Origin of the sequence: Frankia sp. CpI1-P, assembly GCF_001421075.1 — a bacterium.
GTDB classification, from domain to species: Bacteria; Actinomycetota; Actinomycetes; order Frankiales; family Frankiaceae; genus Frankia; species Frankia torreyi.
The window spans coordinates 1-11,530 of record NZ_LJJX01000098.1; the positions used below are offsets into that span (position 1 = coordinate 1).

General features: G+C 73.6%; 4 protein-coding genes, 8 pseudogenes and 1 riboswitch. Of the genes and pseudogenes, 3 read left to right on the plus strand and 9 right to left on the minus strand.

Features of this window, described 5'->3' with window-relative positions:
* The 4 pseudogenes from FF86_RS30175 to FF86_RS30185 all read right to left on the minus strand — a co-directional run.
* Positions 1 to 434, minus strand: a pseudogene (locus FF86_RS30175) (hypothetical protein); the annotation flags it as partial.
* Between the two features lie 89 nt (positions 435 to 523).
* Positions 524 to 1,916: pseudogene (locus FF86_RS30180) on the minus strand (hypothetical protein); the annotation flags it as partial.
* An 80-nt stretch (positions 1,917 to 1,996) separates the two neighbouring features.
* Positions 1,997 to 2,138 (minus strand): annotated as a pseudogene (locus FF86_RS61180) (serine/threonine protein phosphatase); the annotation flags it as partial.
* Position 2,139: 1 nt separating this feature from the next.
* Positions 2,140 to 3,031, minus strand: a pseudogene (locus tag FF86_RS30185) (PP2C family protein-serine/threonine phosphatase); the annotation flags it as partial.
* Between the two features lie 734 nt (positions 3,032 to 3,765).
* Between FF86_RS30185 and rlmB the strand changes: the two are divergent.
* Both rlmB and FF86_RS61185 read left to right on the plus strand, forming a co-directional pair.
* The gene (gene rlmB / locus FF86_RS30190) at positions 3,766 to 4,824 is read left to right on the plus strand and encodes a 23S rRNA (guanosine(2251)-2'-O)-methyltransferase RlmB (RefSeq protein WP_044883877.1); all 1,059 of its coding nucleotides are present in this window, start codon (positions 3,766 to 3,768) and stop codon (positions 4,822 to 4,824) included.
* A gap of 141 nt (positions 4,825 to 4,965) precedes the next feature.
* A pseudogene (locus tag FF86_RS61185) lies at positions 4,966 to 5,256 on the plus strand (hypothetical protein); the annotation flags it as partial.
* A gap of 2,059 nt (positions 5,257 to 7,315) precedes the next feature.
* On the opposite strand, the gene FF86_RS30200 reads toward FF86_RS61185, so the two are convergent.
* From FF86_RS30200 to FF86_RS69390, 5 genes and pseudogenes are all read right to left on the minus strand, one after another.
* Positions 7,316 to 7,696, minus strand: a complete 381-nt coding sequence (locus FF86_RS30200; RefSeq protein ID WP_044883875.1) for a transglycosylase family protein — start codon at positions 7,694 to 7,696, stop codon at positions 7,316 to 7,318.
* A gap of 2 nt (positions 7,697 to 7,698) precedes the next feature.
* Positions 7,699 to 7,874: riboswitch (cyclic di-AMP (ydaO/yuaA leader) on the minus strand.
* A gap of 526 nt (positions 7,875 to 8,400) precedes the next feature.
* On the minus strand, positions 8,401 to 8,616 hold a 216-nt coding region (locus FF86_RS61190), incomplete at its 5' end, for a peptide deformylase (protein ID WP_242419905.1).
* Between the two features lies 1 nt (position 8,617).
* A pseudogene (locus tag FF86_RS61195) lies at positions 8,618 to 8,754 on the minus strand (peptide deformylase); the annotation flags it as partial.
* A 1-nt stretch (position 8,755) separates the two neighbouring features.
* A pseudogene (locus FF86_RS64505) lies at positions 8,756 to 9,135 on the minus strand (formylmethionine deformylase); the annotation flags it as partial.
* A gap of 113 nt (positions 9,136 to 9,248) precedes the next feature.
* Positions 9,249 to 9,921, minus strand: a pseudogene (locus FF86_RS69390) (formylmethionine deformylase); the annotation flags it as partial.
* Positions 9,922 to 10,707: 786 nt separating this feature from the next.
* On the opposite strand from FF86_RS69390, the gene FF86_RS30210 reads away from it, so the two are divergent.
* On the plus strand, positions 10,708 to 11,436 hold the full coding sequence (locus FF86_RS30210; protein ID WP_044883998.1) for a hypothetical protein: 729 nt from the start codon (positions 10,708 to 10,710) through the stop codon (positions 11,434 to 11,436).
* Positions 11,437 to 11,530: the final 94 nt, after the last annotated feature.

The following is an 11,530-nucleotide window of genomic DNA, read 5'->3' on the forward strand; positions in this document are numbered from 1 at the left end:
GCGCGGCCGTAGGGGTCGCGGTCGGCGTCGGGGTAGCCGGCGGGGGCGCGGTCGTCGCGTCCGTAGGGGTCGCGTCCGCGGTCGGCCCGGTCGTCGGCACCCGGCCGGTCGTCGCGCCGTCGGGCGTAGGGATCACGGTCGTACCCGCCCGGCTCGTCGTACGGGTCCGCCTGGTAGCCGCGACCGCCGCGTGGCTGGTCGGCGTAGCCGTCGCGGCCGTACCCGCCGTACGGGTCGCCGCCGCGCGGCGGATCCGCCACGCTGGACTGGTCGGCCGGCGAGCGCCGGATGCCCAGCGGGTCGTAACCCCCCGCCGCGTCCGGGCCGTCCGCCTGTGACGGGCCACGCCGACGCTGGCCGCCGGGCTCGTCCGTCCCATAGGGAGACCGACCGCCGTCGTCCGGACGGTATTCGTACCTCTCCTGACCACTCATGATCCCAATTCCGCACCGATCGCAGTAGTCGGGTCGTGAGACAGGTGCCCCGCAGGGCAACGTGCCCTCACCTGATCACCGGTTCACCNGGAGGGTCCTCGTCGACCGTGTGTCAAGGACCATCTCATCGATCTTCTTGACGTTCTTCTTCAACCGAACCGTACCTGTTGTGGCATTGTCGATGTGAACCACCTTCTGTAGGAGGCGGTAGGTGTCTTCGTTGCCGGAGGCGAGCGCCAACTGGGCCCCGCGTCCGAGCAACAGTGTTGCAGTGGCCTCGTCGCCGGACTGACGCGCCTCCAGGCCACGCACCACCGAGGCCGTCAGCTCGGCCTGCCCGGTGTAGTGGGCGACGGCCGCGCTGACCCGGGTGGAGCGCGTCTCGTCGTCCGTCCATATCGCTCTCACCAGCGCCTGCGACGTCTCCCGGCCGTCGATGACGAGGCTGACCCGCGCGGCCAGCGCCTCGGTTCCGACCGGCCGGGCCGGCACCCGGATGTTCAGGTGGTAGTCGCGCGACTCCGTTCCCCACGCGCCGGTAGGGTAGTCGACGCTGTGATCGTCGGATGTGGTCGCCTCGGCCCGCAGATCGCGCAGCATGGGGGAGACCTCCCGCAGAAACCCCACCTCGGCGCCGCGCGGGGTCCACACCCGCAGCGCCACCCGGTCGGTGGCTCGGCTGGTGGCGGTCGCGACCACGCTGGTGAAGTCCGCGACGAGCTCGTTCGGGCTGCCGATCGCGTCGACGGTGCCCAGCAGGTTCGTCGCGATCAGTCGCAGCTCGGCGACGCGCCAGTCGGTGCCGATGCCCCGGCAGTCGCACTGGAACCGCCCACGGGCCGCGGCGACGGCCGCTGCCAGGTCCGTCGCCAGCTCGCCGTTCTGGCCGTCGGTGAGCAGCAGCGCGTGCGCGATGGCCTGCGGCCGGGTTCCCGTCAGCGCCCGCGCCAGGTCCAGCCAGCGGCCGATGGCGGTGCCGCCGTGCGGCTCCATCCGGCTCACCGCGAGGCGGGCCTGCTCGCGGGTGACGGCCGAGGCGGCCACCAGGTGCGGGCTGTCCGGGTAGATCATGCCGGCGGCGCCGGTGCCGCGGACGATCGCGAACCACACGCCGTCGGGCAGACAGTCGACGGCAGCGCACGCCGCGTGGCGCGCCTGGGCGATCTTCTCCGGCGGGTTCGCCATCGAGCCCGAGCAGTCGAGCAGGAGGACCTCGGCGAGTTCCGGGCGCCGCGATCCGGCCGGCGGCGGGGACCCGTGGGCTGACGGGGACCCAGGGGCCGGCGGGGAGTCGTGGGTCGGCGGGGAGTCGTGGGTCGGCGGGGAGTCGGGCGGGCGGGAGCCGTGCGGGGAGACCTCGCCGGCGAGGCCGTCCGGGCCGTCGGGCCGGCCGGTCGACGTCACGGTGACGACGGCGTGCACGTCCGTCCCGCCGGCCGGAAGGTACTCGTTCTGGTAGACCTCCGCGGTGAACGCGCCCATCAGTGATCCACCCGGGCGGCGACCACGGTGATGTTGTCGTGGCCACCGGCGTCGATGGCGAAGTCGACGAGGTGGCGGGNGACGTCGATCGCCGTGCAGCGCGGCGGGAGCTGGTTGACCAGCGAGGCCATGACATCCGGCCGGGAGGCGTAGTTCCACAGCCCGTCGGAGCACACGAGCACCGTGGCCGGCGCCTCGATCGGGAAGATCTCCGTGTGCGGGNCCACGTCCTCGACGTCGCCACCGAGCCAGCGGGTCAGCGTGTGCGCGCGCCGATGCGTCTCGGCCTCGTTGGCGGGGATGAGACCCGCCCGGGCGGCCTCGGCGGCCCAGGTGTCGTCCGAGGTCAGCCGCTCGCACCAGCGCGGTCCGAGCAGGTAGACGCGGCTGTCGCCGACCCAGCCGACGGTGACCATGCCGGGACCGTCGGGGGTCGGCGGGGTGACGATGGCGGCGGCGAAGGTGCACGACGGGGCCATCCGCCCCTCGGCCGCGCTGAGCTGGGCGATCGTGGCCTGTGCGGCGTCGACGGCGGCGTGCAGCGCGGCCTCGGCGTCCTCCGGGGAGAAGCCCCCGACGATCGCCCGCGGCGCGGTGCGCGGCTCGTCGTACTCCGGGTACGCCGGCTCCAGGATGTCCAGCATGGCGTCGGCCGCGCTGCCGCCGCGGGGCGGGCGGGTGTCGTGGTGGACCGGATGACCGGGCCCGTGGGCCCGCACCGCGTCCGCGAGCACCGCCATCGCGGTGGCCGCGGCGGCGGCCGAGGCCTGACCGGAACCGGGCGTGGTCGAGACCCCGTCGCACACCACCGCGATGAGCGTGCCGTAGACGACGGCGAGCCCCATCGCGTCCTCGTTGGTCGTGTGGCGCACGCCCCGGTCGCACACCCCGGCCAGCTCGCCGAGGTCGACCTCGCTGTGGTCGGCGTCACCGTGCGCCGGGTCCGGGCCTTCCAGCGGATGCCCGCAGACCTCGCAGTAGTGGTCGTCCGAGTACACCGGCGCCGCGCACACGGGGCAGCGGCCCAGGTCGTCGTCGGGGTCGAAGGCCCCGCTGCCGGTGAGCTGGTAAGCCACCGTGGGGGCGTCGTCGTGCGGGTTGAGGTCCACCGTCATGCCACCGGAAGGGAACGTTCGCGTGCGGGCGGTGTGCGCAGAGCCATGTGCTGGGTGCCTCCTGCCCCTGCTGGTCCGGTCATCGGAGCTCGTCGCCGTCGCTCCGCGACGCCGGAGGCGCACGGCCGGCGACAGGACGAACTGGTCACACGCGTCGAGCTGGTCATTGTGGAGCCATGGGGACGTATTCTCCCAGGTTCCCCCGGGGCCCGTCGATGACGTAGATCGCCGTGGGCGGGCCAGGTCCCGGTGCATCCCCCTCCGTCGGCGCGCAACCTTAAGAGAGCGTAAGGGGCGAGGGCCGACGATGGTGGCGGCCATGCCGGTGCCGGGGCATCGGCATGGCCGGCCGGTCCCGGCCCGTCCTCGGCCCGCACCTCGCCGGAGCTCAGCACGGCACGCGCCCGAGCCGCGGTCCGCGACCGCGTGATGACGCGTGGCGAGCGACGCACACCGAACCCTCCTGACCTGGCCGAGGGCGGCCGGGACCACCCAGGTCACCGGCGTGGGACTGCCGCCTCAGGATAGGGCGCCGGACAGTCCCGAACGACCATGTCGCGGCAGGTGGCCGGGTTCGGGCCCGCCGGACCCCCGACCGGGGGCCCNTGCCTGGTCGGCGGGCGGGCCGAAACCGGCCGGTCCCGGCCGGGGTCGAGGCCGGCCGCGTCCCCGGCGCCGGCCGTATACCGTGGTCACATGGTCATTTCCGCGGCGCACGCCGGTCGGTGGCACTGATGGCCGGCGCCGCGCGCCGGGGCGGCGGCGGGATCGCCCGGGGCGGGCAGGGCGGCCGGGCCGGCAAGGCGGGTTCGCATCGCAAGGGAGCCGGTGCCGGCAGCGGCGGCCAGGGCCGCAAGGCCCTGGAGGGCCGGGGCGCGACCCCGCCCGCCCATCTGCGTCCCGGCCATCCCGCTCAGCGCCGCGCGGCCGCCGCGACCAGGGCCGCGCAGGGCGGGGAGCGGGGGCGGGCCACCGCTGGCCGCCCCGGCGCCGCCGACGCCGCCCAGACGGGTCAGGCCGGGCAGGGGGGTCCGCGCGCGCGGCGTGCCGAAGCCGACGAGCTGGTCGTCGGCCGCAACGCGGTGGTCGAGGCGCTGCGGGCCGGGGTGCCGGCGTCGAGCCTCTACGTCGCCGGCGGGCTCGACTTCGACGAGCGGCTCGCCGACGCCCGCCGCCTTGCCGCTCGGGCGGGGATCGCGGTGGTCGACGTCGCCCGCCCGGACCTCGACCGCATGTGCGGCACGGCGCCGCATCAGGGGCTCGCCCTGGCGGTCCCGCCGTTCCGCTACACCCATCCCGACGACCTGCTGGCCCGGGCGCGCGCCGCGGCTCCCGGTCTGGTGGTCGCGCTCGACGGCGTCACCGATCCCCGCAATCTCGGTGCCGTGGTGCGCTCCGCGGCGGCCTTCGGCGCCCACGGCGTCCTGGTACCCGAGCGCCGCGCCGCCGGGATGACCGCCGCCGCCTGGAAGACGTCGGCGGGTGCCGCCGCCCGGCTGCCGGTCGCCCGGGCCACCAACCTCGCCAGGACCCTCGTGTCCTACGCCGAGGCCGGCCTGTTCGTCGTCGGGCTCGCCGCGGACGCCGACACGACGATCGACGAGCTCGAGATGGCCACCGATCCGATCGTCCTGGTCATCGGGTCCGAGGGGCGCGGGCTGTCCCGGCTGGTCGAGCAGCGCTGCGACGTGACGATCCGCATCCCGATGGCCGGGGCGGTCGAGTCCCTCAACGCCGGGGTCGCCGCCGGCATCGCGCTGGCCGAGATCGCCCGCCGCCGCCGCGGCGCCTGAGTACTCGGGTGCTCCCCGGCCGGTGGCGGCCGAAAGGTGACGCAACCGAGTCCTGCGCGGCGGAACGCTGAGCCCGTCGCGGCGCCCTTGTAGCCTCATGCCCTACTTGGGCGTCGGGCCATCTCGGGGGAACGGACGACGGTGCGGGGCAGGCGGGAATCGTCGGCGCGGCTGTTCGCGCTGCCGCGTTTCCTCCTGCCCGAACCGCAGCCGCGGCTGACCCTGCTGCCCACCGTCGCGCTGCGGCTGGTGCTGGCGGCGGTCTTCGCGGCGTTGCGGCTGTACGCGGCGCTCTTCGGCGTGGGGTTCGTGCTGCTGTGGCACGACTGGTACGTGAGCCATCCGCTCGGCCTGGTGGTCGCGGCGCTGGCCGCCGCCTGGTCGCTGACGTTCGCCCTGATCGCGCTGCATCGCGGCATCGGGTGGGTGCTGNCGGCCGGCAATGTGGTCGTCGCGCTCGTCCTGGCCTCGGGGGCGCGCCTGTGGCTGCCGCCGGAATCGGTCGGAGACTCTGCCTCGTTCGTGCTGCTCGCGGCGACGCACGCGACGGCGGTGGCCGCCTGGGCCTTCCCCGCCGGCCCCTTCCTGGCCGTGACGGCGCTGACGGTCGGCGCCTTCGTGGCCGGGGCGTCCGGCGCCGGGCCGCCGGCTCCGATGCCGCTGGCCGCGATCATCTGCACGGCCCTGCTCGTCCGGTACGTCCGGCCGCAGGTACACGCGCTCGCGGGCGGGGCGCAGGCGCGGCTGGCCGAGGTGGCCGAGCGGCGCGCAGGCGAGGACGACGTGCTCACCCTGCTGCGCGAGCAGCGGGAACATGAGCTGACGATCCACAACGCGGTGCTCAACACCCTCACCGGCATCGCCTGGGGCGGCGGCGGCGACGGACAGCTCACCCGCCGCCGCTGCGCCGACGGCGCGACGGCCCTGGACGAGCTGATCGGTGGGCGCGAGCCACCGCCCCGGGCCGGCCCGGGGCGGTGGCCGGCGGCCAGCGAGATCCCGGCGGTGGAGCGCGGACCGACGCTCGACGAGGGCGCGGCCGGCGACCTGTTGGTCGGATCCGGGCCGGCCGGCGACCTGCTGGTCGGATCCGAGCCGCCTGGCAACGTGCTGATCGGGTCCGGGCCGGCCGGCGCGGCGCCCGGCGCGGCCGGCCGTCCGGACCCCTGGGTGACGGTGGCGCCCGCGGCCGGCTCGCTGCGCGCCCTCTACACCGCGCAGCTACGCCACCTGACCAGTCGATTCGCCGCAGTCTGGCTGATCCTGCTGGTTCTGCCCGCCGGCCGCGCCCTGCCCCATGTCCGTTCGGTCCCGCTGGCGCTCGCGTTGCTGTTCGCCCCACTCGCCGCGCTCGCCGTGGCCCGGCGACGCTTCCGGTCCGGGCCGTTGACGCAGGTGGAGGCGGCCGCCGTGGTGCTGCTCTGCCTGGGGATCGCGGTGGGGGGCGGGTGGAACGCCGGCGACGTCGGCGAGGTGCGGATGATGGCGTGGCCGATGGTCAGCCTGCCGCCGTTGTTGATGCTGGTGACGGTGTCCCGCCCGGTGTGGCGATGGGTGCTCGCGTCGGTCACCGTCGGCGCCGCCGTGATCGCGGTGAGCCTACTGACCAACCCGCGGGACCCGTTCGCGCTGTCCCACCTTCTCCTGTTGCTCTACTACTTGTGGATCATGCAGATCTGCCTGGTCATGATCGGTCCGTTGCTGTGGAGCACGGCAGATGTCCGGGCCTGGGCCAGTCACTGCGAGCGGGAGCTGGGTCGGCGAGCCGAGAAGCGGGACCGGGCGCGCGAGCGTCGCAGAGTGCTGCTGCGGGCCGTCGAACGGGACGTGGCGCCGCTGCTGGCCGGCGTCGCCGCGGGCCGGCTCGACCCGCAGGCCGACGTCGTGCGCTCGGAATGTGCCCGGCGCGCGGTCGCCGTGCGGCGGCTGCTGTTCGACGACGACGCCGTGCACAGCGCGATCGGGGAGGCCATCGACGCCGCCGAACGGCATGGCACGGTCGTGTCCAGCCAGATCTCCGGTGGCCTCGACCAGTTGCCCGCCTCGGTGCGCGGCGAGTTCGTCGAGCAGTTGCACCACGCGCTGCGGGTGATGCCGAGCCGCCGGGTCCTGCTCACCGTCACCGCGCAGGCGCGTACGGCCAGCCTGTTCCTGTCGTGTTCCTGGCCGGCGGGCCAGTTGCCGCNGGCACCGTCGGGTCGGGCCATCGACATGATCGTCGACGTCGACGACGGGCAGCTCTGCGTGGAGCTGCGCTGGCCACCCGCGGGGGTGCGGCCCGGGCCGCGACCGCAGGCGGGGATGCTGACCGGCGGCCGGTCCGGGGACGTGACGGAGCCCCGCCCCCCGCACGGGGGACGGGGCTCCTGACCCGCGCTGGGTCGCGTCGCCTCGCGCCGGCTACGGCTCACGATCTGTCGAGCACGATCCGATCGATCATGTGCGGATCAGAGTCGGCCGAGTGCGGATGTCGGCGCGGTGTATCGGGGCCTCAGATCCGGTGACCCCAGCAGGGCTTCGACGCGTACCAGGGGCTGGTGCCGGCCTGCGCGTAGAGCTGCCGCGCGCGCTGCCACTGCTCCGCGACGCTGGCGTGCTGCGGCAGACCCCTGCCGCCCAGACCATGCCAGGTGCTGGGCAGGAACTGGAACAGGCCGCCGGCTCCGATGGAGTTGACCGCGTGCGGGTTCCCGCCGGATTCGCAGGGAATCACGGCGCTCAGGAAGTGGTCGGCGTTGGTCCCCGCGCTGGCCGGCTGGGACAGCGCGAGACCGCCGCCGACGGAGGCGGCGAGAGTGGTGGCGATGACTGCGGCCCGGGTGCCGAGCTTGATCCGGTTGAGGCCCCGACCGAGCGAACGAGCGTTGGACATTAAGTTGCCCTTCCCCACGCCTGCGAGGTGAGCTGTCGGGTTCGGGCTGGGAATGCCCGGCCGTGGTTCGCGGCTTCACCCCTAGGACGCCTGACCTCGGCGCCCGGAATTGGTTCCCCCGTCCCTGCCGCAGGTTTGATTCTCATCGGGTGGGGGCAGGGTTCGGCGTGCCACCCGACGTCTGCCATCAGTTGACGGCATGGCGACGAACATAGCTGAGCGTGACCCCGGGAAATCAAGGGTACGTGAGGATGGGCACAGTACGTTCTAACGTCTTTAATTGATCTTTTTTTTGCGGTTTCGCGCCCGCGTGCGCGCCCGATTCTAACGGCCTTCGGAGCTCCAGGGAACGCCTGTTTTGCGGTTGGTCGGCCACGCTGACCATAAGCCCTTCGCGGTCCGTGGCCGGTTCTCTCCCGGGCGTGGCGGGGGGCGCTTTCTACCCGCGTCGACGGTGCCGCTAACGGAGTCGAGAAAAAATTTCGCCGCTGCGCCGCGAACAACGGCTCTTCCGCGCTTTTCCGAACTATACGGCACTCCACGAGTCGTCCCACATAAAGGGGATGTGTCCGGCAGGGCGACCGGGCGGTGTCGGTGACCGGCTCTCGGAGGGTTGCTGCGGGGCTCCGGGGTTGCTGCGGGGCTCCGGGGGTTGCTGCGGGGCTCCGGGGGTTGCTGCGGGGCTCCGGGGGTTGCTGTGGGGCTCAGGGGGTGTAGGTCCAGGCCGAACCGGTGCCGCGGTACTGCTCGACGGGGATGGGCGTGACCCCGGGGCGCATCCGGTCGGTGTAGAGGTGCCCGTGCAGGTGGTCGATCTCGTGGGCGACCAGGCGGGCCAGGCCCTGCCGGTACACCGTGATGTGCCGGCGGCCCGAGATGTCGGTGTGCTCCACGTGCAGCTCCAGGGACCGCGGGACGATNCCGCGGATGTCGAAGAAGCTCAGGCACCCCTCGTACTGCTCGTCGCTCTCGGGGACGGACTCGATGACGCGTGGGTTGAGCAGGGTGAGGATGTCGCCGTCCGCGGACCGCACGATGGCCGCCGCCCGGTTGATCCCNATCTGGGGCGCGGCGATGCCCATCCCCTTCCCGAACGTGTGCAGCGCGGACACTCGCTCCATGGCCGAGGACAGCTCGGCGACGACGCGGCGGGCGTCCTCGGCCTCGACGGGCAGCTCGAACGACCGGGCTGGCTGGTGGAGTGCGGGATCGCCTACCTGGACGATGCCCGCCGCGGCCATCTGCGCGCTGGGCCGGGCAACGGCTCGGTCGGCGGGATCCCGGTTCGGCGCCCCCGCCCGAAAGTTCCATTCCAGACGATATCGGGCGTGCAGTGGGGGATTATTGGTGGACCAGGTGAAAACACGCCTTTTGGCATCATCCGAGCGGGCAATCGCCGTGCGGAACGGGAAGGCGTCCGCGGTCATCGACGTCTCCATGCCCCAGACCACGGGATCGACCTCGGCGGGGAAGTCCAGCACGACCGACAGGAAGCTGGTCGGTACCCGGACGGCCCGCTGGAACCACGGGCCCCACTTCTCCTCGCCGACCNGGTAGCTGTACTCGATCCATGCTGATTCGCCCGGGTAGAGGGGGAATCGGCCGCGATTGTTCTCGAACAGCAGCCAGACCTCCTTCAGCGCATCCCAGTCGGTCTTGACCTGCCAGGACATCTGCTCGTCGCCGCAGTGCGCGCTGAGCTGCAGTTCCTCCCAGCGCAGCGGATTGCTGCGGTAGAGCCGGGCGGCGCGTTCCTGGTCCCCGGGAAATCGGTCGACGGAGATCCGCATCAGGTAGCGGGTCACCGGTTCGACGCCGGTGTTGAGCACGAGCCGGCGCTGATGGGCGACGTACATGCCGTCCTCGTAGCGCAGCTCGGCGCGATCCTCCTCGACGACAAGCCCACCCGGGTCGGGGCCGGCCCGGGTGGCCCGGGCGGCCCCGACCGGCTCGGCCGCCGTGATCGCCGCCGACGAGCCCGGTGGCGGCGGGGCCATGCGACCACCGGGCTCCGTCGCCCGGGCGCCCGGCGAACGGGGCGCGTCACCCGCCTCGTCCGTCGCTTCCCATGGGCGCGCGGCGAGCTGGAAATAGGCGCCCGGGATGCGCAGCGCGTCGGCGATGCGCTCGATCAGGGAGAGCCGGGCGATATGATCCTCACCCTGCATGATCCGGCTGACTCGGCTCTGGCTGAGGCCCTCGACCGGGGACGCGATGCGGTTCTGNCTCGCGCCGTCATACTTCTTCATCAGCCGGAAGGCCGTCCGGAAGTCCCGGGTCTCGCACGCGGTCCGGAAGTCGGACCGGGCGAGCAGGATGCGGGAGACCCGGTAGGGACCGGATTCGTAGGACATCGACCGGCCTTCCGTCGGGCTCCGACCTGCGTCGATCGCCCTGCCGGGACGGCGGAAAGTCCGCTGCGTCAGGCTGCGGCTAAGACGTCAGGATGACGACGCTATGCCAAACCGGCATAGTTTGCCGGCGCTTGTCGCGACCGCGAGGTTGTCGCGGATCCGACATCCGGCCGGGTCGGATGGGCAGGCGGCACCGAGGCAGATCTGGTAATCGACCGGCCGGCAGCTCCCGCTCCCGCCCGGCCGGATCATCCGCTCCCGCCCCGGCTGGAGCTGGAGGCGAGGTTGTCTCCGCACCGCCGGTGCGGGGGCGCGCAGCGGCGCGGATCCGGCTGTGGTCCGGTCCAGCCGGGCCCATACGAGAAGAGCATGCCTGACTGACGTTTCCCGGCCACGCCGGCTCGGGCCACCCTGGACGCAGGCCGGCCCCGCCCCGCGTCGAGCCGCGACCTCCGCCGGGCGGGGCCGGCGCACCCGGCGGGCCGGTTGGTCACCGCCGGCCCGGATGGGAGGGGCGGACCGACGGCCACCGACCCTGGTGGCCGCCACCAGCGTCGGTGGCGGCCACCGGCCCGGCCGATCGGGCGTCGGCGCAGGGAGTGTCGGCGCAGGGAGTGTGGGCGCAGGGGGTGCGGGTCCGGAAGGGCGGTGCCGATCGTGACGGAGCCGAGGAGAGATCATGATCGACCTGCGGTCGTCTACGGCGTCGTCCGGTTCGCGCCCGGCGGCAACCGGCAGGTCACCGATGTGGTGATCACCTTCGTCTCCGCGTCGGCGGCGGACGACTTCGCGGCTGAGCAGGGCTGGCCGGAGTACGAGGTGGCGCCGGTGCGCTTCTTCGTTCACGAGCGGCAGTCCGCCGTCGCCGAGGTGCCCCCGCCGACCCGGTGGACAGGTGACTCTGCCCTGCCCAAGCAGGGTCACCGATCCGCCGCCGATCCGGCCGGACCCCCCGGATCGGCGGCGCCATCCCCCGCCGGCCAGGCGGAGACGGCGGTGGCCGGAGCCCAGGAGTCGAGCGCTGCCCAGCCGGCCGCGGACCGACAGGAGGCCCGCCGGGTCTCCGTCACGTCCTGGGGGCTGGACCGTTGGGCGGTCGCGCTGCGCGTGGGTTCCGATCCGGTGGAGGCGTTCCGTGCCGTCGGCCGGCTGCCGGCCGGTCTGGTCTTCACCGCTGCCTACGGCGACGTCGACGTGGTGCTGGTGTACGGCCCGGGGGCCGGCGGCGATGCGCCGCCGGCCCGGGCGCCTACGGTTCTGGAGACCGCGCTCGGCGCCGAGCCGGCGGGACTGGTGGCGGCGCGTTGGATGACGGCGGGCGAGCGGGAGGCGTTTCGGGCGGGGTACGCGGCCGCCGTGGACGGCATTCGGCGCGCCCTGGCGTAAGAGAGTGTTGGGTATCCGAGTGGCTACTCGTTGGTGAGGTCTTCGGTGAGGCGTCGAGCGNCTTCGGTCTCGATGGGACCGTGGGGCTCGACGT

Coding starts and splice junctions, on each gene's coding strand:
- rlmB (WP_044883877.1), top strand. CDS start 3,766: ATGGCCGGCGCCGCGCGCCGGGGCGGCGGCGGGATCGCCCGGGGCGGG.
- FF86_RS30200 (WP_044883875.1), bottom strand. CDS start 7,696: ATGTCCAACGCTCGTTCGCTCGGTCGGGGCCTCAACCGGATCAAGCTC.